Genomic DNA, 23,271 nt, shown 5'->3' on the forward strand with positions numbered 1-23,271 from the left:
CGCACCCACACCAAGGAGAACACGATGACGAAGTATCTGCTGCTCAAGCACTACCGGGGCGCGCCAGCGTCGGTCAATGACGTGCGGATGGACCAGTGGGCCCCCGAGGAGGTCACCGCCCACGTGCAGTACATGGAGGACTTCGCCGCGAAACTCGAGTCCACCGGTGAATTCGTCGAGAGCCAGGCGCTCGCCCCGCAGGGGACCTTCGTCCGCTCCGACGGCGAGGGACGAGCGCCGGTCACCGACGGCCCATTCGCCGAGACCAAGGACCTGATCGCCGGGTGGATGGTGATCGACGTCGAAAACTACGAGCGCGCACTCGAACTGGCGGGCGAGCTGTCCGCGGCACCGGGCGCGGGCGGCAAGCCGGTGCAGGAGTGGCTGGAGCTGCGGCCGTTCCTGACCGAGACACACACCTGCACCGAGTGAACCCGAGCGATCGGGGCAACCCGAGTCAACAGCTGGACGCCGCGCTGCTGCGTGCGCTCGTCCCCGTGGTGATCGGCATCCTCGTCCGACGCGGTGCCGACTTCGCCTCGGCCGAGGATGCGGTGCAGGAAGCCATGATTCGTGCACTCGACACCTGGCAGGTAGACCCGCCGCGTGACCCGAAAGCCTGGCTCGTCGCGGCCGCCTGGCACAAATTTCTCGACGCCGCGCGATCCGAAACCGCACGGCGGGGAAGGGAACTCGGCGCGGACGCCGAGCCAGCCGCAGGTCAGGTGCCAGACACCGACGACTCGCTGTGGCTGTATTTCCTCTGTGTGCATCCCGCGCTGTCGCCCGGCTCCGCCGTCGCGTTGACCCTGCGCGCGGTCGGCGGCCTGACGACGCGCCAGATTGCCTCCGCCTACCTGGTGCCCGAAGCGACTATGGCGCAACGGATCAGCAGGGCCAAGCGGCGCATCGCGGGGAAGCCGCTCAACCGACCCGGCGACCTGACCACGGTGCTGCGAGTCCTCTACCTCGTCTTCAACGAGGGGTACAGCGGCGACATCGACCTGACCGCCGAAGCCATCCGCCTCACCCGTCAGCTCGCCAGTGCGACCGACGACCCCGAGGTGGCTGGACTGCTCGCGCTCATGTTGCTGCACCATGCGCGGCGCGCGTCGCGAACAGGACCGGGCGGGCGTCTCGTGCCGCTCGCCGAACAGGACCGATCTCGGTGGGACACCGGCCTTATCGCCGAAGGGATAACCCTCCTGCACGCCGCGCTCGCGCGCGACCGGCTCGGTGAGTATCAAGCGCAAGCTGCGATCGCCGCGTTGCACGCCGATGCCCCGAGCGCTGCCGAGACCGACTGGGTGCAAATCGTGGAGTGGTACGACGAACTGCTGACATGCACGGACAGTCCGGTGGTGCGACTCAACCGTGCGGTCGCGGTCGGCGAGGCCGACGGGCCGCAGGCCGGGTTGGCGGAACTGAACACGTTGGATCCTGACCTGCCCCGCTATGCGGCGGTGCATGCCTACCTGCTCGAGCGTGCCGGTGACCTCGAGCAGGCCGCGCAGCTGTACGCGGCGGCAGCGTACGCGGCAACCAGCGTGCCCGAGCGCGACCACCTCACCCGTGCGGCGGCGCGGGTTCGGCAGTCGTTGCGTTCATGACCGCTGCGGGCAACCGTGCTGTGCGCACGACCAACGGCTGGCAAACCGTGCCCTGCGGTTGTGTCTTTCCGCGCTTCGCGCGCCGTTGGGCATCCGACGAAACGAGTACCGGCGCAGCCCGATTCGAGTAGTCCGCTACCCGCGACCGCACCGTGCACTCTTCGGCATCATCGAACTCGGCCGCACCCCGATTCGGCACCCCCGAGCACCGCCGGGACCGGGGTGCGGCCCTTGTTCACGCTAGCGCCGCGAGCTGGCGCCACTTCCGTCGTCGGGCCGGAACGACCCATGGTCGGATGATTTTCGTCGCCAAAAAATACGATGCGAGCTCAGAAAATTCGGACAATACTGTTTCAAATATCGACCGGTGAACCGATATCCCGGTAGCGGCCGGTTATCGCTCGATTCCGGTCGACTCGAAGCTCGCATATCCGGCCCCGACGAACATCAGGAGAATCATGCCCGACGCAATCGTCGCAACGGGTCTGGTCAAACGCTACGGCCAGTTGATCGCGCTCGACGGTCTCGACCTGACCGTCCCCGAAGGTACCGTCACCGCGCTGCTCGGTCCCAACGGTGCAGGTAAAACCACGACGGTCCGCGTGCTCACCACCCTGCTCATCCCGGATTCCGGGAGCGCGACCGTCGCGGGAATCGACGTGCTGCGCGAACCGCAGCTGCTGCGATCCAGGATCGGTGCGTCAGGTCAATACGCCGCCGTCGATGAATATCTCACCGGTTTCGAGAACCTCGAAATGGTAGGGCGCCTGTATCACATGGGTGTGCGGCGCAGTAAAGAACGCGCACGCGAACTGCTCGACCGATTCCAGCTCAGCGCCGCGGCCGACCGTCCGGTCAAAGGATATTCCGGCGGAATGCGGCGGCGCCTGGATTTGGCGGGCGCGCTGGTGGCCAACCCGCCGGTGCTCTTTCTCGACGAACCGACCACCGGCCTGGATCCCCGCGCCAGGCTCGACCTCTGGGACGTCATCGAAGAACTCGTCGCTGGCGGCACCACCCTGCTGCTCACCACGCAGTACATGGAGGAAGCCGACCGACTCGCCGACGCCATCGCGGTGATCGACCACGGCACCGTGATCGCGCAAGGCACCTCCGACGAGCTCAAGACCCTGGTCGGTGGCGACCGCATCGAACTCACGGTCGACGACGCCGACGACCTGCCGATCGCGCAACAGGCACTGAAAGCACTGGCCGACGGCGAGATTCACCTCGAACCCACCTTGCGCAGAATCATCGTCCCCGTCTCCGACGGCGCGCAAGCCCTGGTCGAGTCGATCGGCAAACTCGCCGAACACGACGTGCGGATCCGCGACGTCGGCCTCCGGCGACCCTCACTCGACGACGTCTTCCTCACCCTCACCGGGCACGAAGCTCGAGCGCTTGCCGCCAACTCCCACACCGACGCGCTCGACGCCACGGAAGGAAAAATCCGATGACCGCGACAACAACGGCCATCATCAGGCCCTCGCTGCGCGAAAAGCTCGAGATCGTCGCCACCGACAGCACCACCATCGCCAAACGCGGAATCATCAAGATCAAACGCGTGCCCGATGTGCTGATCTTCTCGACACTCTCGCCGATCATGTTCGTGCTGCTGTTCGCCTACATCTTCGGCGCGGTGATCGACGTACCGGGACTGTCCGGCGGCTACCGCGAATTCCTGATCGCTGGCATCTTCGCGCAGACGGTCGTGTTCGGCTCGACGTTCACCGGTCTCGCACTGGCCGAGGACATGCAGAAGGGCATCATCGACCGGTTCCGCTCACTGCCGATGGCGCCGTCGTCGGTGCTGATCGGCCGCACGGTCAGCGATGTCGTGATCAACGTGGTCAGCCTCGTCGTCATGTCGTTGACCGGGCTCGCCGTGGGATGGCGCATCCGAGGGTCGTTCCTCGACGCCGTGTTGGCCTATGTGCTGTTGCTGCTGTTCGCCTACTCACTGTCCTGGGTGATGGCGGTGGTCGGCCTGTTGGTACGCACACCCGAGGTGTTCAACAACGCGAGCTTCATGGTGATCTTCCCGCTGACGTTCATCGCCAACACCTTCGTCCCCAGCGAGAAGTTGCCGACCGTGCTGCGCCAGATCGCGGAGTGGAACCCGGTCTCGGCGGTGACCCAGGCAACGCGCGACCTCTTCGGCAACACCAGCCCGCTCGCGCCACCACCCGACTCCTGGTCGATGCGCCATCCCGTCCTCACCACACTGGTCTGGGTGGTGATCATCCTGGCGGTGTTCGTGCCGCTGGCGGTGCGTCAATACAAGCGGACAGTGAGTCGGTAGGCAGGATCAGTGCGGTTTCAGCGACCGCTGTCGGCGCTGGCCAAGGGCGCTGACCCGTTGCGTGAGTAGCCGATTCGCGGTGGCTCCGGCGCTGGCGCCGGAGGCTGCGGTCGTTTACCGCGGGCGAACCAGGCAGCGCCGCCCGCCAGCGCGACGGCGGCCGCCGCGAGTAGTCGGTACCGCGAACGAGTGGATACGTGTAGGCGCCCCAAGGTCATCCGCCCATGCTGGCACAGTCGGCCGAATCGTGCAGACGGCTACGGTGGATACCGGTGGCCGACTCGCCGAGGGGCGTGCGTCGGCCGTAGTTTCGAGGAACGGATCGCGGTGTGGCAGGAACTCGCCGGGCGCCGCGACGCCGGTGGGCGGAGGAACACGTATTTGTGATGGATAACATGTCCGGCGTGACCTCACCGAATCAGACCGCCGTTGCGACGCTGCACACCAACCACGGCGACATCAGGATCTCGCTCTTCGGTAACCATGCGCCGAAAACGGTCAAGAATTTCCTCGGACTCGCGGACGGCTCCGCGCCCTACACCACCGAGAACGCGGCAGGAGGTAGCACAGGTCCGTTTTACGACGGAGCCATCTTCCACCGGGTAATGGACGGATTCATGATTCAAGGCGGTGACCCGACCGGGACAGGACGCGGCGGACCCGGCTTCGAGTTCGATGACGAATTCCACCCGGAACTGCGCTTCGATCGCGGGTACCTGCTGGCCATGGCCAATGCGGGACCGAAGACGAACGGTTCGCAGTTCTTCATCACCGTCAGCGCGCAAGCGCACCTCAACCGCAAGCACACGATCTTCGGTGAGGTGCTCGAGCCGGAATCGCGCAAAGTCGTCGACGCCATCGCGACGACAGCGACCGACCGCAACGACCGCCCGCTGGAACCCGTTGTCATCAACAAGATCACGATCGAATAAGAGGATATGAACCCGCAGCCGCCCGCACCGACGTGCGTCCGCCATCCGAATCGCCAAACCGGTCTGGCGTGCACACGGTGTGGGCGGCCAGCCTGCCCGGAATGCCTGCGACCCGCTTCGGTCGGTCAGCACTGCGTCGACTGCCTGCGTCAGGACCAGCGCGACGTGGCACCGGTACGCACCGTCGCGGGGGCGCCGACCAGCACGCGCCCGACGCCGTATGTCACCTATGTGCTGATCGCGCTGAACGTCGCGTTCTACGCCTTCACCGCGCTACAGGCGCACAACCCGGTGGACAACCAGCGTTCCTCGCTGTTTCTACGCCTGGTGTTGTACCCGCCCTACGTCGCCGACGGTGAATGGTGGCGCGTGATCGGCACGGGTTTCCTGCACTACGGGCCCTTTCATCTGCTGATCAACATGTTCGCCCTGTTTGTGATCGGCCGCGACGGCGAATTGGTGCTCGGTAGAGCGCGTTTCCTCGCGGTGTACGCGGTCTCGCTACTCGGTGGGTCGGCGGCCGTGATGGTCTTCGCGCCGGAGTCCCCGACGGCGGGTGCGTCCGGCGCGGTGTACGGGCTGTTCGGTGCGATCACCATCATCCTGCTGCGCCTGCGTCAGAACCCCACGCAGATGTTGATCCTGATCGGCATCAACGTGTTCATCAGCATCTCGCTGCCCGGTATCTCGCTGTGGGGACACCTCGGCGGCCTTGCCGCCGGCACCCTCGCGACCGTCGGCATTCTGTTCGTGCCCGCCTGGTTGCACGCGAAGACGCAGGAGAACGCCAGGGTCATCGGCTGGGTGGCGGTCGGGATCATCGCGGTGATCTCGGTGGCGGTGATCGGATCGGCCGCCGCCTCGCTCATATCGTGAGGCAGGCGGGATCGCTTCGCTTCACGTGAAACACCGCCGAAAGCGCAGCGGTTGTCGGGTGTGGCGAACGGTCGCCATCGGGACTTGGCACGGCTGGTCGTTGGGCGACGGTTCCGCCTGCGCGCGCGGCCATGCGCGATGCTCTCGGCGACCCTTCGCCTTGGGAAATTCAGGCTGTGCTCGCAGCAGGGCCGGGGCTCCGAGCAACGCACTCACGGTGACCGGTCGGGCTCGAGGCGGGGCGTGTGCGTGCTAGCTCGTTTTGTCGCGCGACAACCGCATCGCGCCGACCAGATCCTCGTACACCGCGGTGGGGTCGGCGCCCAGATCCCAACGACCGAAGATGAGCAGTCGCTCGCCCTCGTCGTCGACCACGTCGATCTCCACCATCGGCATCTTGCGCCCGAGCCGGCGGTAACCGACGATCCTGGCGCGAACGATCTGCGTGGGCACGTACTCCCTCGGCCGCAACAGGCCACGCACCACCATGCGCGGTGGTTCCCCCGCAACCACCGCAAGCCTCGGGCGTTGTCGAAATCCGAGCCCAGCCATCGCCAACAGGCCGAGCGCGGCCAGCCCGACGAGCAACCGACTCGGCCCGTCCGCGGCGAAGAAGGTCGCCACAGCCATCGCGACACCGCCCACCGCGACCGCGATCAAGGCAGGCGCCGGAGTGGACCAGGAAAGCCGGTCGGCGGGGGAATTCGGGGCGGGCAAATCAGGGTTCATGCGCGGCGATACCCACTCTTACTGGAGTTGTCCACAGGTTCATCCACAGGTGTGTATGAATGACACGTCTGTAATCCCTGGTCAGGCGGCTTCGGTCTGATCGGTCAACGCCACCGCATCGTCATGATCAGACCGATGACCATCAGACCGAAGCCGATCAGGAAATTCCATGCGTTCAGGTCGCTCAGCCAGGTGATCTTGTCGCCGGCCAGGTAGTACACCAGCAACCAGGCGAGCCCGGCCAGCATGAACCCGAGCATGACGGTGACGTACCACACCGGAGACGGGCCGAGGGCTTTCACCTTGACCGGCGTCCTGCTGGCGGGGCTGGCGCTGAAATCGGCCTTCTTGCGGACCTTCGACTTGGGCATGACGTCCTCGTATTCGGCGTTCAGGTCGGTACCGGCGGGTCGGCTGCCGCCCAGCTCGTGCGGCGGTGGCAGCGGGCTGGCGAGCTCGCCAAAGCGCCTCCGGTGTGCCTCTAGGCTAGCCCAACAGGGAATAGATGCGACGTGGTGGCGGTTGGCGACGGTAATCTCGACCCCATGCGTGTTCTCGTCGTCGACAATTACGACAGCTTCGTGTTCAACCTGGTGCAATATCTGGGCCAGCTCGGCGTGGAGGCTGTGGTCTGGCGCAACGACGACCCGAACCTCACCGACCTCGATGCCGTCGTCACCGAGTTCGACGGCATCCTGATCAGCCCCGGCCCAGGCACCCCCGACCGTGCCGGTGTCAGCATCGAGCTCGTGCACGCCTGCGCCCGCCACCGCACCCCCTTGCTCGGGGTGTGCCTCGGACACCAGGCGATCGGTGAGGCGTTCGGCGCCACCGTCATCCGTGCGTCCGAACTACTGCACGGCAAGACCAGTTCCGTCTTCCACCTCGGCACCGGCGTCCTCGCGGGCCTACCCGACCCCTTCACCGCGACCCGGTACCACTCGCTGACCGTCGCCGAAGACACCCTGCCCGAGGAACTCGAGGTACTCGGGCACACCGAGAGCGGCATCGTGATGGCCTTCCGCCACCGGGAGCTGCCCATCCACGGCGTCCAATTCCATCCCGAATCGGTACTCACCCAGGGTGGGCACCGAATGCTGGCGAACTGGCTGGCAGCCTGCGGCGAACGCCCCGCCGAGGATTTGGTGCGCACACTCGAAGCCGAGGTCGCCGCACTCGTGCCGCAATAGTCCGCGCGTCCCGGAAAAGCGCTTTTCCGTGCTTTTTCGACGCTCGGTCGAAGCGATCCTGGAATCGAGTCGGGTCAGCCACCCAGCGGTAGCACACCGATGACGATGGTGATCGTGGCGTTCCTGCCCACGGCTGATCCCGCGGACGGCTGCTGGTCGAGTACCCGTCCGACCCTGCCCGGGTCGATCGTGCCCTGCGTGGTTTGGGTGATCTGACCGGTGCTGCCGGTCCACCCCTCGGCGCGCAGCTTGTCCACCGCCTGGGCGGCCGTGAGGCCATCCAGGGAAGGCATCCTGGTCTGGTCGCCGGCGACCTGCAAGGTCACCGAGGAGCCCTTGTCGGCGTTCGAACCGCCCGCGGGGCTCGTCGCGACGACCTCACCCTTGGGCTTGGCCGAGGGAACCTCCTGGATCACGACCTTGAAACCGTTGCCCTCGATATTCGGCTGCGCGACATCCACCGTCTGGCCGACGACGTAAGGGACGCGAATGGCCTCGGGGCCGGTACCGATGGTGATCGTCACCTGACCGTTGGCATCGAGCTTGCCGCCCGGTGACGGGTTCTGGTCGGTGACCGTATCCTTCTCGGCCTCGCTCGACGGCGCGCGTTCGACGTTCGGGTTCAGCTCCAGGCCCTCGACGCTGAGCTTCTGCTGTGCCTGCTGCTGGTTGAGCCCGATCAGCTTCGGCACCTGAACCTGGGCCGGGCCGGACGACACCTGCAGCGTCACCGTGCTGCCCTTGTTGATGCTCGAGCCGCCGAGCGGCTGGGTGGCGATCACGTTGCCGGTGGGGACCTTGCTGTCGGGCTTCTCCTGCACCGCGACCGAGAAGCCGGCACCCTGCAACTGCTCCTGCGCCTGCTGGGAGGCCTTGTTCGACACATCGGGCACCTCGACCTGATCGGGTCGACTACCAGGGCCGATGAGCACCCAGAACAGGGCGAAGACCACCACGACCGCGGCGACGCCAGCGAGACCGTAATAGAGCTTGCGGCGCGGGTCCTGCTGTGGCGGCGGGTGCTGCTCGGCGGTGTCGGTATCCTCGCCGCGTTCGACCGTGCGATAGCTGCGCGGCGCCGGTTCCTCCGAACCGAGAATGGTGGTGCGGTCCTCGTCGGTCATCACCATCGGCGCGATGGGCTTCTGCCCGCCGAGCACCCTGATCAGATCGGCGCGCATATCGGCCGCGCTCTGATACCGATTCGCGGGATTCTTGCTCATCGCCTTCAACACGACCGAGTCCAGTTCCCTCGGCACGCCCGAATGCACGAGCGAAGGCAGCCTCGGGTCCTCCCGAACATGCTGGTAAGCCACCGCGACCGGCGAATCACCGGTGAAAGGCGGCTCGGCGGTGAGGATCTCGAACAGCACACAGCCGACCGAGTACACGTCCGAGCGAGCGTCGACCGTCTCACCGCGCGCCTGCTCCGGCGAAAGATATTGCGCGGTACCGATCACCGCGGCGGTCTGGGTCATCGGGTTGGCGGCGTCGGCGATCGCGCGCGCGATACCGAAATCCATCACCTTCACCGCGCCGGCCCGGTTGATCATGATGTTGGCCGGCTTCATGTCGCGGTGCACGATCCCGGCCTTATGGCTGAAATCCAGTGCCGCGCACACGTCGGCGATCACTTCCATGGCGCGCCGAGGCGGCATCGGCCCCTTGCCGCGCACAATGTCGCGCAGCGTGTCCCCGTCCACGTATTCCATGACGATGTAGGGCAGTGGGCCGCCGTCGATCTCGGCTTCACCGGTGTCGTACACCGCGACGATCGCGGGGTGATTCAGCGCGGCGGCGTTTTGCGCCTCACGCTTGAACCGCAGGTAGAACGTGGGATCCCTGGCGAGGTCGGCGCGCAGCACCTTGATCGCCACGTCTCGGCTCAGTCGCAGATCGCGTGCCTTGTGCACCTCCGACATTCCGCCGAACCCGATGATCTCGCCCAGCTCGTAGCGTTGGGAGAGATTCTTCGGGGTGGTCATCGTTGTCCTTGCGCGGAGTGTGGAGGAACGCGGGGGGTCAGCGTCGAGCCTTGGGCACCCGGAATCTCCGGCAGTTCGAACGAGGGAATCTGCGGCCGCGTGGTGACCTGCGATGTCGTCGTCCGTGTGCTACTCGGCGCGGTACTGGTCGGCGGCTCCGAGGTGGTCGTCGTCGACGGCGGCGCGGTCGTTGTCGTCGGCGCCTCGGTGGTTGTCTCCTCCTCGTAGGTGGGCTCCTGCGACACCGTCGTCGTCGTGATCGGCACGGGCGGCGGCACTACCGGTGTCGGAACAACGGAGGGGGTCGGCGGTGTCGGGCCCTTGTTGGTGTCCAAGCCGAACAGCACGAACGCCGCGATGGCCGCGAGCACCAGTGCGCCGATACCGAGACCGGCCAACCACTTCTGCGCGGGGGTGAAACGGCTGCCGTCCTGCGGCGGCTCGTCGTCATACCGCTGACCCGGCCCGGCCTGGCCCGCCACACCGCGCGGCGGGGTCGCATACCTCGGCGGCGGATTGTCGTAACCGTCGTCGTATCCCTCGTCGTAATCGTGCGAGGGCGGCGTCTGCATCGCGACCGTCGGGCCGGGGGGAATCACCCTGGTCGCGCCGGTCACCGGGACCGGGGGCGTGGCACCGCTCGGCGGCGGCGGTCGATGACCGGCGCGCACCGCCGCGACCGCGTCGGCGAACTCGCCGCCCCGCGAATACCGCAGCTGCGGTTCCTTACCCATGGTGATCTCGATGAGTTCACGCACGTTGCCCGGCAGGTTCGCCGGCATCGGCGGCGGGGTGTCGCGCACATGCTTCATCGCGACGGTGATCGCGCCGTCACCGCTGAACGGTCGTTGACCCGCGAGCGCCTCGTAACCCACAACACCGAGCGAGTAGACGTCGCTGGCCGCGGTCGCGTCCTCACCGATCGCCTGTTCCGGTGCGATGTATTGCGCCGTGCCCATCACCATGCCGGTCTTGGTGACCGGCGAGGCGTCCACGGCCTTCGCGATGCCGAAGTCGGTGATCTTCACCTGCCCGGTCGGCGTCACCAGGATGTTGCCCGGCTTGACGTCGCGGTGCACGACACCTGCCGAGTGCGCCACCTCCAGTGCGCGACCGGTCTGCTCCAGCAGATCGAGTCCCTGCACCACCGACAGTCGACCGAGCCGGTTCAGCACGGTGTTCAGCGGCTCACCCTGCACCAATTCCATGACCAGGTAGGCGGTTTCGCCGCCCTGCGGGTCGATGGTCTCGCCGTAGTCGTAGATCCCGGCGATACCGGGATGGTTCAACTGCGCGGTCGTCTTGGCCTCGGTGCGGAACCGTTGCCTGAACGTCGGGTCGGCCGAGAACTCCGACTTCAACACCTTCACCGCGACACGGCGATCAAGCCTGGTGTCCAGTGCCTCCCAGACCTGGCCCATGCCACCGGTCGCGATCAGTCGCTGTAGCCGGTATCGGTTGGCGATCATCGCCCCGTTGTTCAGCATCGAGGTCCCCGTAGCTCCACTCGCGTATCCATATCGTTCAGCCCCCTCCAAGGCCGGCGTCCAGCACAGCACGGGCCACCGGGGCGGCTACCGAGCCACCGGTTGCGGCGAGGGCCCGATTGCCGCCGTTTTCCACGATCACCGCGATGGCGATCTTGGGGTTCTGTGCCGGAGCGAAGGCGATGTACCAAGCATGCGGAGGCGTATTGCGCGGATCGTTTCCGTGCTCCGCGGTACCGGTCTTGGACGCGATCTGATTGCGAGACTGCCCACCTCCGGCGGTGTTGTTCTCCGACGCGACCATCAGGTTGGTCAGCGTTGACGCTACCTTCGCGTCCACCGCTTGCCCCACCGACACCGGCTTGGTTTTCGACAGTTCGCTCAGATCCGGCCCCTGCTGCTGATCCACCAGGTAAGGCTCCATCCGCACGCCGCCGTTGGCGACGGTCGCCGCGATCACCGCGTTGTCCAGCGGGGTCAGCGCGACGTCGCGTTGCCCGATGCTGCTCTGCGCCAGCGCGGCATTGTCCGGGATCGGTCCGACCGAGCTCTCCGCGACCTCCATCGGGATGCCGCGGTGTGGGCCGACACCGAACGCCGCCGCCATGTCCTTCAGCTTCGACGAACCCACCTTCACCCCGAGTTCGGCGAAAGCGGTGTTGCACGACAGCCGGAACGCGTCGTACAGCGAGGCGGTCGAGTTGGGCCCACAGGTGGTGCCGTTGTAGTTCTCCAGGGTGGTGTTCGTTCCCGGCAGGGTGGTGTTGGGTGCGGCGGTGAATTGGTCCTCCGGCTTGGCCGTGCCGTTGGCCAGCGCGGCGGCGGTGACCACCACCTTGAAGGTGGAGCCGGGCGGATAGGTCTGCGAGATCGCGCGATTGAGCAGGGGCTGACGCTCGTCGTCGGTCAAGCTTTCCCACGCCTGGGTGCCGCTGGCGCCGTCGTGGCCCGACAGCTGATTGGGGTCGTAGCTCGGCGTGGACACCATGGTGAGGATCTTGCCGGTGCTCGGTTCGATCGCTACGACCGAACCGGTGTAGTTCTTGCTGGTCAGTTCGTCGTAGGCGACCTGCTGCATGGTGGGGTCGAGGGTGGTGAGCACGTTGCCGCCACGCGGGTCGCGACCGGAGACCAGGTCGACGAGTCGACTGCCGAACAACTGGCTGTCGGAGCCGTTGAGCAGTGCGTCCTCGGCGCGTTCGAGCCCGGTGCTGCCGTACTGCATCGAGTAGAAGCCGGTGACGGGTGCGAAGGCCGCGGGATCGGTGGGGTAACTGCGTAGGTATTTGTAGCGGTCGTCGGTGCTGGTCGAACTGGCCAGCACGCTGCCGCCCGCGGAAATTTGGCCGCGTTGGCGCGAATACTCGTCGAGCAGCACGCGATCGTTGCGCGGGTCGCTGCGATAGTCGTCGGCCTTGATCACCTGGATGTAGGTGGCGTTGGCCAGTAGCGCGACGACCATCACCATGACCGCGATGGCTACGCGGCGCAGGGGTGTGTTCACGGCGTCGGTCCCCCTTCCGGTCGGCCCGCGTTACGGCGAAGCAGTTCGGTTTGGGCGTCCGCGATCGGTGCCTGCTCCTTTTTCCGTACCGGGGCGGGGGCGCGTGCGGCGTCGGACACTTTGATCAGCAGTGCGAGTAGGGCGTAGTTGGCCAGCAAGGACGACCCGCCGTAGGACACGAACGGTGTGGTGAGTCCGGTCAGCGGAATGAGCTTGGTGACGCCGCCGACGACGACGAACAACTGGATGGCGATGGTGAACGAAAGACCGGCTGCCAGCAGCTTTCCGAAACTGTCGCGTACGGCGAGCGCGGTGCGCAGGCCCCGCGCGATGAGCATCAGGAACAGCACCAGTACCGCGGCGAGCCCGATAAGGCCCAGTTCCTCACCGATGGTCGTGACGATGAAGTCGGTTTTCGCGAACGGCACCGTATTCGGTCGCCCGCTGCCGACGCCGGTGCCCGCGAGGCCGCCGGTGGCGAGCCCGAACAGCGATTGGGAGATCTGGTATCCGGTGTTGTTGTAGTCGTCGAACGGGTGCAACCAGGTTTCGGTGCGTACGCGGATGTGACTGAACACCTGGTAGGCGAAGAAGAACCCGAGGGCGAGTAGCCCCAGACCGATGATCAACCAGCCGACTCGTTCGGTCGCGACGTAGAGCATGACCAGGACGGTGCTGAAGATCAGCAGCGACGTACCGAGGTCCTTCTCGTAGACCAACACACCGACGCAGACGATCCAGACCACCAGGATCGGCCCCATGTCCCTGGCGCGGGGAAATTCCATGCCGAGGACGTGCTTGCCCGCGGCGGTGAACAGGTCACGGTTGGCGACCAGCACCGAGGCGAAGAAGATGATCAACAAGATCTTCGCGAACTCCGAGGGCTGAATACTGAAACCGGGTAATTTGATCCAGTTCTTGGAGTCGTTGATCTCCGAGAAACGACCAGGCAGCAACGCCGGGATCATCAGTGCGACAAGGCCGATCAGTCCGAGCGTGTAGCTGTAACGGGCCAATGTGCGATAGTCCCGCAGCACGATCAGCAGCGTCACGAAGATGATGATGCCGAGCGCGGTCCACAGCACCTGCTGGTTCGCGTCGGGGGAGGGGATGTCTTTTCCGCTGTCGATCGCCTCTTGCGCGTCAGCGAGGTCGAGTCGATGAATCAACACCAGCCCGAGACCGTTGAGCAGCGCGACGATCGGCAACAGCAGCGGGTCGGCGAACGGCGCGAATCGCCGCACGGCCAGATGCGCGACGGCCAGCAGCGCGAGGTAGGCCAGACCATATTTGGCGATGTCCCAGGTGAGTGACTGCTCCTGGCTCATCTCGACCAGGAACAACGCGATGGTCGTGATCGCCGCGGCACCCGCGAGGAGCAACAGTTCACCGTTGCGCCGAGTGCTCGGCGGCGGGGCAGGGGCGAATCCGCCTGGAGGGCTGGGGAAAGCCCCTGCGGCCGGCTGTGCCGGAGCGGACATCAGTCCGTCACCCGGCAGTTCTCCCCCGCGGTCTGGGGGGACTGGGTGGTGCTCGAAGGCGGATTCGGCGTCTTCGTCGGCGTCTTGACCTCGGTGCCCCTGGTGTCACCTTGGTCGGGCGCGGGTGAGTTGGTGGTGGTCCCCGGCACGGGCGGCGCGGGTTCGGCGGGTGGCGGCGTCGGCTCGCCCGGTGGGACGATGCCCGGCTGCGGCGCGGCGGTGGTACGGGTCTGGCAGGGCGGCAACAGCTCTCGCTGTGCCAGCACCTTCATCGAGTCCTTCGCCTTGTCCAGCGAACTCGGCGGCAGGCCGCTGTCGACCTGATCGCGACCGGTCTGCTTGAGGTCGGCCATCTTCAGTTCGGTGCACTTGGCCGGGAACTCGGCATCCGGCTCCACCAAGGTGAGGTCCCCGGTGCGCGTCACACAGCCGACGAGGTTCACGTCGTGGATCGAGTAGCCGAGAATCGAACCGGGCAGACCACGCAACACCACCACGGCGTCGTGATCGGCCCCCACGTAGTAATTGCTGCGAATCATCTTGTAACCCACCGCCAATCCGACGCAGACGGCGACGACGAGTGCCGTCGCGAGCAGGATCCAGCGCAGCTTATGGGATTTGCTCGCGGTGGGGGGCTCCGGCGCGGCGGCAGCCCGGCGCGGCGTGGTGCGCGGCGGGCGCATCGCGGCCGCGCGGCCCGCGGCGGTGTTCGGTGGCGGCGTGTCCTCGTCGACCCCGGACGCCGCGCCCGCGACGATCGGATGACTCTGGCCGTAATCCAGGTCGATGACATCGGCGACGACCACGGTGACGTTGTCGGGGCCGCCGCTGCGTAGCGCGAGTTCGATGAGCCGGTCGGCGCATTCGTCGGTGGTGCCCTCACGCATCGTGTTCTCGATGGTTTCGTCGCTCACCACATCGGAAAGACCGTCGGAGCACAGCAGATAGCGATCGCCGGCGCGCGCCTCGCGCATGATCAGCGTCGGCTCGATCTCGTTGCCGGTGAGCGCGCGCATGATCAGCGAACGCTGCGGATGAGTGTGCGCCTGCTCGGCTGTGATTCTGCCCTCATCGACCAAGGATTGGACGAACGTGTCGTCCCTGGTGATCTGGGCGAGCTCGCCGCCGCGCAGCATGTAGGCGCGCGAGTCGCCGATATGCACGAGGCCGAGTTTCTTGCCCGCGAACAGGACCGCGGTGAGCGTGGTGCCCATACCGTCGAGCTCGGGCTCTTCCTCGACCTGGTCGGCGATGGCCGCGTTGCCTTCGCGGGTCGCGCGGTCGAGTTTGCCGAGTAGGTCGTCGCCGGGCTCGTCGTCGTCGAGGTGTGCCAGCGCGGCGATCATCAGTTGCGAGGCGACTTCGCCCGCCGCGTGTCCACCCATGCCGTCGGCCAGGGCGAGCAGTCGGGCACCCGCATACACGGAGTCTTCGTTGTTGCCTCGAACGAGACCACGGTCGCTACGCGCTGCGTAGCGGAGAACAAGAGTCACGATCGCAGCTCGATCACTGTTTTGCCGACTCGGACCGGGGTACCGAGCGGAACGCGGACGGCGGTGGTGACTTTCGCGCGGTCTAGGTAAGTGCCATTCGTCGAGCCGAGGTCTTCGACGTACCAGTCGTCACCACGCGGGGAAATTCGCGCATGCCTGGTCGAGGCGTAATCGTCGGTGAGCACCAGCGTGGAGTCGTCCGCACGTCCGATCAGCACCGGTTGGGTGCTGAGCGTGATGCGGGTGCCGGCGAGTGAACCCTGAGTCACCACAAGAAATTTGGCGCCCTTCTGGCCCCGGCTGAAGGAAGGCAGCACTGCGGAACCGCGTGCGGCCCTTGGCTGTATCCGTATGCCGGATGCCGCGTAGATGTCGCTGCGCAAGGTGCGCAGCACCGCCCACACGAACAACCACAACAGCAGCAGGAACCCCGCACGGGTCAATTGCAGGATCAGTCCCTGCACGGCGTTCCACCTCCTGTTCGACCGTGTACGTCGGTGCCGTAGGTGCGGTTCGACCACCCCCACAAGCAATGCTGGCCTTGCCGACTCCGGGTCGGAGTCGTGCGTGTGTTGGCAGCATCATAAGGGTGTCGATCGACTTCGATCACGATACGACCGACGAAACCTCGGCTGTCATGTCGTGATCTGCTCCGCGAGCTTACGGGATCAGAGGATACGGATAAGGATCTCGGAATGCCCGGCACGGATGATATCTCCGTCGGCGAGCTGCCAATCCTGCACGGGTGAGCCGTTGACCAAGGTGCCGTTGGTCGAGCCGAGGTCCGAGAGCATCGCGGTCTGTCCGTCCCAACGAACTTCGATGTGTCGGCGTGACACGCCGGTGTCGGGAAGGCGGAAGTGCGCGTCCTGGCCGCGGCCGATGATGTTGCTACCTTCGCGCAGCTGGTAGGTGCGACCGCTGCCGTCATCGAGCTGGAGGGTCGCGGAGAAGGCCGAGTTGCCTTGCGGTGCAGCGCCGTATGCCTGCGCACCCGCGTAGCCCTGCTGGCCGCCCTGGGCGCCGTAACCCGGCTGCTGCGAATACGCTTGCCCGTAACCACCCTGGTCATCCGGTGCGTAGCCCCCCTGATCGGCATAGCCCTGGTCGGCGTAGCCGGGGTCGGCGTATGCCTGCTGTCCGTAGCCCTGCTGGCCGTAGCCTGGTGCTTGCTGGCCGTATGCCTGATCGGCGTAGGCCTGGTCGCCATAGCCTTGCTGATACTGGTCGCCGTACTGATCGGCGTAGCCCTGGTCGTTGTAGCCGGGGTCGGCGTATGCCTGCTGCCCGTAACCCTGGTCGGCATACTGTTGGCCGCCGTAGCCGGGGTCCGCGCCCGGCTGGCCGGGGTGCCCGGGCTGGCCGTAGCCCTGCTGGTAGTCGTACCCGTTCTGGTAGTCCCCGTACCCCTGCGCGTCTTGCGGGTAGTCACCGCCGTACGGCGCGCCGCCACGGCCGTAGTCCTCGCGGTACGCGCCGTTCTGCGGACCGCCGCGACCAGCAGGCGGTGGGGCGTACCCGCGGCTGCGTGGATCGGACTCCGCGGGCTCACGGCTCGGGTCGTAGCCTGAGTTCTGCGTCATGGGGCCAGCTCCTGGTTGCGGGTTTGCAGGTCGTTGTGGCGGTCCTGGGCGGTGATCTGGTCGAGCTGGTGTTGCTTGGCGACCCGCGTCCGGGTCGACCCGGCCGCTTGCCCTGAACTGTCCGGTGTGCAGCGTAGGGGATGCCTCGAACGCTACGTGTACTTCGCCGTAGGTCTGCCAGCCTTGTTCGCGGATGTAGTCCTGGAGGTGTTTGGCGAACGCGCGGGTGGTGATGTCGTGATCTGCGTCGAGCTCATGGTGGTCGGTCGAGCTGATGGTGATCACATAACTGTTGGGGGCCAACAGATGTCCACCATCGAGCTCCTGGATGCGATCGGCCGCTTCGCGTTGCAGCGCGGCCTCCACTTCCTGTGGCACGACGTTACCGCCGAATACCCTGGCGAACACGTCACCGACAGCACCTTGCAGACGACGCTCGAACCGCGAAACGATGCCCATCTCGGCCTCCTCTCGGTGAGCGTCACTTTCTTCTGACTTCATAACAACGACGCGCCGGTGTGGCGTGTCGTCCTTGGCGCACGGTCATTGCATGATATCCACGATCGCCCACCCTGTAACTCCTGGCGCCCCCACCAGGTTCCCCCGGCCGCTCGTATTCGCGAGTCAGGCGCGCGGCAAACCCCGCCAAAGTTCTCGCCAACGCGATTTCGTTCCACACCTCGGCCCGTGATACTGTCTTCCAGTCGCTCGGGCGAGTGGCGGAATGGCAGACGCGCTGGCTTCAGGTGCCAGTGTCCTTCGGGACGTGGGGGTTCAAGTCCCCCTTCGCCCACAGAGAGTAAACAGGACCCGCGGCCCAGAGGATAGCTCCTCCGGGCCGCGGGTTTTCTTCGTTGACAGGATCGCGCTGACGCGGCGAGCTTGACCCTGACGCCGCGTAGGGGTCGCAACCTTGTGAGATGACCAAGAACATCGCTTCCGCAGCTCGTCCCGTTCCTCCGGTCGGAGGGTTCCAGGCGATCGACGGTCGCCGCGTTTTCGTGCACCGGATGGGCGGTGGTGGACCTGTCGTCGTGTTCCTGCCGGGCGCTGGCGCGGTCGGTCTGGACTATTTCGCCGTCCAACACGAGGTTTCGCAGTTCCATACCGCGGTGGTGTACGACCGTGGCGGTAGTGGATACAGCGATCCGATCTCGCTGCCGCGCACGGGCGAGGAGGTAGCGACAGAACTGCACGAGTTGCTGCACGCGCAGCGCCTGGCCGCCCCGTACGTCCTGGTCGCGCACTCCCTCGGCGGCGGCTACGCGCATCGGTTCACCCAGTTGTATCCGCAGGAGGTGGCCGGACTGGTCTGGTTGGACGGCTTCCACCGCGATTGGGCGGACTTCATGCCCGCCGCGGCGACCCCGACCGCCGACCGGCGCTCGACGCTCGGGTCCGACCAGTTTCGGCGGCTGCGTCCAGCTTTGCGTGCGATGTTCGCCGAACTGATGGTGGACTATCCCCGGCAGCTGCGTCAGGCACTGATCGAGGCTCATGTCAGCGAGGAATGGCTTCGGGTCGCCGCCGCCGAGCGCGGCAGTCTGGTGGCCCTGGCCGACGAACTACGTGCCGGGCAGGACCTTCCTGACGTACCGATGGTCGCGCTCACCGTCGACGGCACCGACCCCGGCCCTCGGGCGCCGATACCGGAGCAGACGATCCGTGCGATGCACGAGGGCATGCGCAGGATGGCCGCGGCGATGGTGCGCACGGTGTCGTGTGGCGAACATCGGGTCGTCGCCGACGTCGGCCACAACCAATTGTGTTTCACGCGTCCCGATGCCGTTGTCCAGGCGATCCGCGACGTCGTCGACCGGGCGACTCGCGCCTAGACTCGGTCTGCCACGTTCCCAGAAGACCGGAGGCAGGACGGTGCTCACGATCGGCCAGCTCGCGGCCATCGCCCACGTGAGTGTGCGCACGGTCCGGCATTACCACCAGATCGGCCTGTTGCCCGAGCCCGAGCGTGATGCCTCCGGCTACCGTCGCTACAGCGCGCAGGCGGCGGTAGACCTCGTCCGGGTCAGGACGCTCGCCGATGCCGGGGTGCCACTTGCCCGCATCGAGATGCTGTTACACGCACAACCCACCGAATTCGCGGCGTCTGTCACCGATATCGACACCGCACTGCGGACCAAGATCGATCAGCTGGCCGAACATCGCCGCCGCATCGCCGAATTGGCCAGCGGCGAAGCACTGGTCTTGCCTCCCGAGTTGGTCGCCATGTTGGAGCGGGTGCGCAGTCTCGGAGTCAGTGAACGCACGGTTCGGCTCGAGCGCGATTGGGCGATTCTGATGCGGGCGTCGGATCCAGACGCGGTGCCGCGGTGGATAGGAGACAAGATCGCTGGCTTCGACGACCAGGACAGGATGCGTCTGTACCGCGCATTCGATCAATCGGTCGACCGGGATCCGCACGATCCACGCGTGGACCGGCTCATCGACGACCTGGAAACCTGGGAGATCGAACACGAAGGCACCGGCAGTCGCCCTGAGCGCCTTGATCCTCAGGCAATCACCGGCATGGTGCCGAATCCTCGATACCCTCGCCCGCCGCGCCGCGCGGCGCTAGCTGCCACGGATCGGCCGATTGGCTGACAACGGGTTGCACAGCGCTTGTTTCCGGGTCGATGTCTGGGCGCAGCTCATTGACCGAGAGTTTGAACGTATGTTTAATCTATTGAACACACGTTCAAAGGCGGGCGAAAGTGAGATTGGCTGGATGGCAGTTCAGAAGGTCGACTTCACCGGTGTGCAGTCGACGATGCTCGTAACCCTCTTCCTCAGGGCCTTGGACAGTCGGGAGACCCACCCTGTCCTCGGTGATCACTTCGCGGCCGAGGCCGTGGACCGGATCGACTACGACTGGGCGCGGCTCGACAAGCCGACGATCACCCGGAACCGGTTCGGACTCGCGCTGCGCGCCAAGCAGTTCGACGAGTGGACCGCGCAGTTCCTCCACCGCAATCCCGAGGCGACGGTTCTGCAACTGGCGTGTGGTCTGGACACCCGAGCCTTCCGGCTGGATCGACCGGTCGGCGTGCGGTGGTTCGACATCGACCTGTCCGATGTCGTGGCACTGCGGCGCGAGTTGTACAGCGAGACCGAGGATTATCGGATGATCGCCGCCTCGGTCACCGACGAGGCGTGGCTGACCGAAATTCCCGAGGACAAGCCGACCCTGATCCTCGCCGAGGGCCTGCTGATGTATCTGCGCGAACCCGAAGTTCGTCGGTTGTCGGCTCAGCTCACCGGTCATTTTCCTTCTGGGGAGCTGATTTTCGACGGTGTGGCACCGTGGGTCGCCACGATGACGCAGCTGCTGAAGAAGTACTTCCACCGGTGGTACGACTATCCGGCGTACTGGACCGCCACCAGGGAAGCCGAGGAGATCGAGCGGTGGGATCCGCGGCTGCGTTATCGCGACCACGTCTGCGTCGTGGGGCTTTACGAGCAGGTACCCGACCTCGCGCTGCGACGCTTCTACCGGATCGGCTCCCGGCTCCCATGGTTGCGGAACTATTTGCGCGTGTTCCGCGCCGAGTTCTGACCGAACCCTTCTTTCAGTCTTTTCCGGAGAAGACGGTGACCAAATGCGTAATGCGCCGGGCGCGCGCGAGTTTGGGGAGGTCGCTGCCGTCGGCGACGTTCTCGCCGTTGACGCCCAGGCGCGCGATGGTCTCGGCAGCCCATGCCACGTCGGTGTTTTGAGGCGACAGTTCACGGTTCACGGCGACGATGTCGTCGAGGCGCATGCAGAGCTTGCCGGTCATGCCCATGGATCGGGTGACCGCCAGCGCGGCGGAGAGGTCGGGTTCGCCGGTCAGGCAGGGGCCGTCGATCGGGCCTGGCAGGTCGGCGGCGCGACTGGCGACGACGAGTCGTCCGCGGGCATACACCAATGCTTCGGGGGTATCGCCCGCGTTGGTATCGCGCCGGAAGTCACCGGTGCCGAAGGCGATTCGGGTCGTGGCCGCTGCCGAGGCGATATCGAAAGCGAATTCGACGCCGCGCGCCGATTCGACCAGGGCGAGGATCGGGGTGCCCGGCACCTCGGCGGCCGTGCGATCGACGTGGTCCGAGGATTCGGTCTTGGCGAGCATCACGCCACGCAAGCCCGGCAGTCCGCGAATCGCCGCCAGATCGGCGGCCCAGTCTTCGGTCGTCACATTGTTGACGCGCACCCATCCGGCGCCGCCACCGGCGAGAAAACGCGTCACGTCCTCGCGAGCCTGTGCTCGCGAGGACGGTACAACGCCGTCCTCTAGATCGAGGATTAGCGCGTCGGCCGCATTCTCGGCCTCGGCGAATGCCTCTGGACGCGAGCCCGCGACCAGGAGCCAGGAGCGCGCGTGGGTGGCGGGGACCGCGGGTGCTGCGACGGCGGGTGCCGGCGAGGTGAGGGTCATCCGATTCTCGTTTCGTCTCGATCTGCTTCGTGGGGTGAGGACCGCGCTGTCCTGAATTCGAGGTGCTTGTCGGTGCGTCGATCAGTCCGCGCCGACAACGGCGGGTGTGGCCGGCGCGGACTCCACGGCGTGCGCGGTGAGCAGGCCCGCGAGTCGACGCGGGGAAAGGATGTCCTCGACCTGCGCGCGGCTGAGCAAGCCGTCCTCGACGGCGAGATCGCCGATGTAGGCGCCGGTCAGCAGCGCGCGCTTGGCGATATCGGCGCTGGCGGTATATCCGATGAACGGCGAGAGCGCGGTGACGATGCCGATCGAGCGCCGTACACCTTGCTCGAGGTGCTCGCGATTGGCGGTGATCCCGTCGACGCATTTGTCGGCCAAGGTGTCCGACGCCGCGGTCAGGTGTGTCATCGAGCGCAGCAGGCTGTAGACGATGACGGGTTCGAACGCGTTGAGTTGGAGTTGTCCACTCTCGGCGGCCATGGTGACCGTGAGGTCGTTGCCGATCACTTCGAACGCGACCTGGTTGACCAGTTCGGGGATCACCGGGTTCACCTTGCCTGGCATGATCGACGAACCCGCCTGGACCGGAGGCAGGTTGATCTCACCGAGTCCCGCGGTGGGTCCGGAGGAGGTCAACCGCAGGTCGTTGCATGTCTTGGACAGTTTCACGGCGACTCGTTTGAGGATGCCCGAGACCTGTACGAATACTCCGCAGTCCTGTGTCGCCTCGATCAGGTTGCCCGCCAAGACGATCGGTTCACCGGTCAGCTCGCGCAGATACTCGCAGGCCAGTGCCGAGTATTCGGGATGGCCGTTGATGCCGGTGCCGATGGCGGTGCCGCCGAGGTTGGATTCGAGTAGCAGGGGAACGGCTTCGGTGAGCCGGTCGCAGTCTTCGGTCAGCATGATCGCGTAGGTCGCGAATTCTTGGCCCAGCGTCATGGGGACCGCGTCTTGGAGCTGGGTACGTCCCATCTTGACGATGTCACCGAATTCGACGGACTTGCGTTCGAAGGACGCCGCGAGTCGGCGCAGTGCGCCGATCAGCTGCCGCAGGTGGGTGACCAGGGCGAGCTTGATCGCGGTCGGATACACGTCGTTGGTGGACTGGCCGAGGTTGACGTGGGCGAGCGGGCCGAGCTCGGTATAGGTGCCGCGGTCGAATCCGAGGATTTCGAGGGCGCGGTTGGCGATGACCTCGTTGGCGTTCATGTTCGATGAGGTGCCCGCGCCGCCCTGGATCGGGTCGATCGGAAACTGATCGACCAGCTGTCCTGCGCGAATCTCCTCGCACGCCGCCGCGATCGCGTCCGCGCGGCGTTGGTCGAGCAGGCCGAGGTCGCGGTTGGCCAGGCAGGCAGCGTGTTTCACCGTCGCAAGCGCGGCGATCAGTGCCGGGTACTGGCCGATGGTGGAGCCGGTGATCGCGAAATTCTCCTGAGCTCGGGCGGTGTGCACGCCGTAGTACGCCCCTGCGGGGACCGCGAGATCTCCGATCGAGTCGTGCTCGACCCGGACCGCGTCGGCTCCGGGGCGCTCGCTCAATTTTTCCAACAACGCCTGCTCCACTCTTCGACTTGACGGGCTTGGTACCGCCAATCCCATTGTCGAACAGTACACTACATCCAATATATTGGTGCGGTGAATAGTGCTGTACGGGGTACGATATCCAGTATGTTGCGCG

At 66.0% G+C, this 23,271-nt stretch carries 21 protein-coding genes and 1 tRNA gene; 11 read left to right on the forward strand and 11 right to left on the reverse strand.

The window, feature by feature from the left end:
* Positions 1-24 precede the first annotated feature (24 nt).
* The 6 genes from ABEA50_RS06060 to ABEA50_RS06085 all read left to right on the forward strand — a co-directional run bounded on the left by ABEA50_RS06060 (position 25) and on the right by ABEA50_RS06085 (position 5,720).
* Positions 25-432: a YciI family protein gene (locus ABEA50_RS06060; protein ID WP_345494026.1), complete on the forward strand. Its 408-nt coding sequence runs from the start codon at positions 25-27 to the stop codon at positions 430-432.
* A 32-nt stretch (positions 433-464) separates the two neighbouring features.
* Entirely contained in the window at positions 465-1,610 is a 1,146-nt protein-coding gene (locus ABEA50_RS06065) for an RNA polymerase sigma factor (RefSeq protein ID WP_345494681.1), read from the forward strand.
* A 458-nt stretch (positions 1,611-2,068) separates the two neighbouring features.
* Positions 2,069-3,067, forward strand: coding sequence for an ATP-binding cassette domain-containing protein (locus ABEA50_RS06070; RefSeq protein ID WP_345494027.1), 999 nt, complete (start codon positions 2,069-2,071; stop codon positions 3,065-3,067).
* Positions 3,064-3,912 (forward strand): ABC transporter permease, encoded by an 849-nt coding sequence (locus ABEA50_RS06075; protein ID WP_345494029.1) that lies wholly within the window; start codon positions 3,064-3,066, stop codon positions 3,910-3,912. Before ABEA50_RS06070 ends, ABEA50_RS06075 begins: the two co-directional genes overlap by 4 nt.
* A gap of 404 nt (positions 3,913-4,316) precedes the next feature.
* Entirely contained in the window at positions 4,317-4,844 is a 528-nt protein-coding gene (locus tag ABEA50_RS06080; protein ID WP_345494030.1) for a peptidylprolyl isomerase, read from the forward strand.
* Positions 4,845-4,850: 6 nt separating this feature from the next.
* On the forward strand, positions 4,851-5,720 hold the full coding sequence (locus tag ABEA50_RS06085) for a rhomboid family intramembrane serine protease (RefSeq protein WP_345494031.1): 870 nt from the start codon (positions 4,851-4,853) through the stop codon (positions 5,718-5,720).
* Positions 5,721-5,972: 252 nt separating this feature from the next.
* Here the strand turns inward: ABEA50_RS06085 and ABEA50_RS06090 are convergent, their stop codons facing one another.
* The gene (locus ABEA50_RS06090) at positions 5,973-6,449 is read right to left on the reverse strand and encodes a PH domain-containing protein (RefSeq protein ID WP_345494032.1); all 477 of its coding nucleotides are present in this window, start codon (positions 6,447-6,449) and stop codon (positions 5,973-5,975) included.
* Between the two features lie 104 nt (positions 6,450-6,553).
* Positions 6,554-6,820 carry a cell division protein CrgA gene (gene crgA, locus ABEA50_RS06095; protein WP_345494033.1) on the reverse strand — a complete coding sequence of 89 codons (267 nt, stop codon included), beginning with the start codon at positions 6,818-6,820 and terminating at the stop codon, positions 6,554-6,556.
* A 174-nt stretch (positions 6,821-6,994) separates the two neighbouring features.
* On the opposite strand from crgA, the gene ABEA50_RS06100 reads away from it, so the two are divergent.
* Positions 6,995-7,639 (forward strand): aminodeoxychorismate/anthranilate synthase component II, encoded by a 645-nt coding sequence (locus tag ABEA50_RS06100; RefSeq protein ID WP_345494034.1) that lies wholly within the window; start codon positions 6,995-6,997, stop codon positions 7,637-7,639.
* A gap of 74 nt (positions 7,640-7,713) precedes the next feature.
* Here the strand turns inward: ABEA50_RS06100 and pknB are convergent, their stop codons facing one another.
* The 7 genes from pknB to ABEA50_RS06135 form a co-directional block, all read right to left on the reverse strand.
* Positions 7,714-9,624: a Stk1 family PASTA domain-containing Ser/Thr kinase gene (gene pknB, locus ABEA50_RS06105; RefSeq protein WP_345494036.1), complete on the reverse strand. Its 1,911-nt coding sequence runs from the start codon at positions 9,622-9,624 to the stop codon at positions 7,714-7,716.
* Complete coding sequence (locus ABEA50_RS06110) at positions 9,621-11,111, reverse strand: protein kinase domain-containing protein (protein WP_345494037.1); 1,491 nt, start codon at positions 11,109-11,111, stop codon at positions 9,621-9,623. The genes pknB and ABEA50_RS06110 overlap by 4 nt, the downstream gene beginning before the upstream one ends.
* A 37-nt stretch (positions 11,112-11,148) precedes the next feature.
* Positions 11,149-12,615, reverse strand: a complete 1,467-nt coding sequence (locus ABEA50_RS06115; RefSeq protein ID WP_345494039.1) for a peptidoglycan D,D-transpeptidase FtsI family protein — start codon at positions 12,613-12,615, stop codon at positions 11,149-11,151.
* Positions 12,612-14,096, reverse strand: a complete 1,485-nt coding sequence (locus ABEA50_RS06120) for an FtsW/RodA/SpoVE family cell cycle protein (RefSeq protein ID WP_345494041.1) — start codon at positions 14,094-14,096, stop codon at positions 12,612-12,614. Before ABEA50_RS06120 ends, ABEA50_RS06115 begins: the two co-directional genes overlap by 4 nt.
* Positions 14,096-15,589 (reverse strand): PP2C family protein-serine/threonine phosphatase, encoded by a 1,494-nt coding sequence (locus ABEA50_RS06125; RefSeq protein WP_345494042.1) that lies wholly within the window; start codon positions 15,587-15,589, stop codon positions 14,096-14,098. Before ABEA50_RS06125 ends, ABEA50_RS06120 begins: the two co-directional genes overlap by 1 nt.
* Positions 15,586-16,053 (reverse strand): FHA domain-containing protein FhaB/FipA, encoded by a 468-nt coding sequence (locus tag ABEA50_RS06130; RefSeq protein WP_345494043.1) that lies wholly within the window; start codon positions 16,051-16,053, stop codon positions 15,586-15,588. The genes ABEA50_RS06125 and ABEA50_RS06130 overlap by 4 nt, the downstream gene beginning before the upstream one ends.
* Before the next feature lie 204 nt (positions 16,054-16,257).
* Positions 16,258-17,631: an FhaA domain-containing protein gene (locus ABEA50_RS06135; protein ID WP_345494044.1), complete on the reverse strand. Its 1,374-nt coding sequence runs from the start codon at positions 17,629-17,631 to the stop codon at positions 16,258-16,260.
* A 251-nt stretch (positions 17,632-17,882) separates the two neighbouring features.
* Here ABEA50_RS06135 and ABEA50_RS06140 point away from each other — a divergent pair.
* The 4 genes from ABEA50_RS06140 (at position 17,883) to ABEA50_RS06155 (ending at position 20,725) form a co-directional block, all read left to right on the forward strand.
* Positions 17,883-17,965 (forward strand) — tRNA-Leu (locus ABEA50_RS06140).
* A gap of 127 nt (positions 17,966-18,092) precedes the next feature.
* The gene (locus ABEA50_RS06145) at positions 18,093-19,007 is read left to right on the forward strand and encodes an alpha/beta fold hydrolase (protein ID WP_345494045.1); all 915 of its coding nucleotides are present in this window, start codon (positions 18,093-18,095) and stop codon (positions 19,005-19,007) included.
* Between the two features lie 40 nt (positions 19,008-19,047).
* Positions 19,048-19,773: a MerR family transcriptional regulator gene (locus ABEA50_RS06150; RefSeq protein ID WP_345494046.1), complete on the forward strand. Its 726-nt coding sequence runs from the start codon at positions 19,048-19,050 to the stop codon at positions 19,771-19,773.
* A gap of 124 nt (positions 19,774-19,897) precedes the next feature.
* Positions 19,898-20,725: a class I SAM-dependent methyltransferase gene (locus ABEA50_RS06155; protein WP_345494047.1), complete on the forward strand. Its 828-nt coding sequence runs from the start codon at positions 19,898-19,900 to the stop codon at positions 20,723-20,725.
* A 13-nt stretch (positions 20,726-20,738) separates the two neighbouring features.
* On the opposite strand, the gene ABEA50_RS06160 is transcribed toward ABEA50_RS06155, so the two are convergent.
* Positions 20,739-21,584 carry an HpcH/HpaI aldolase/citrate lyase family protein gene (locus ABEA50_RS06160; RefSeq protein WP_345494048.1) on the reverse strand — a complete coding sequence of 282 codons (846 nt, stop codon included), beginning with the start codon at positions 21,582-21,584 and terminating at the stop codon, positions 20,739-20,741.
* Between the two features lie 81 nt (positions 21,585-21,665).
* A complete protein-coding gene (locus ABEA50_RS06165; RefSeq protein WP_345494049.1) occupies positions 21,666-23,144 on the reverse strand; it encodes an aspartate ammonia-lyase in 1,479 nt (492 codons plus the stop codon).
* Positions 23,145-23,271 lie beyond the last annotated feature (127 nt).

The sequence above is a fragment of the Nocardia callitridis genome, assembly GCF_039543305.1.
In the GTDB taxonomy this organism is placed as follows: Bacteria; Actinomycetota; Actinomycetes; order Mycobacteriales; family Mycobacteriaceae; genus Nocardia; species Nocardia callitridis.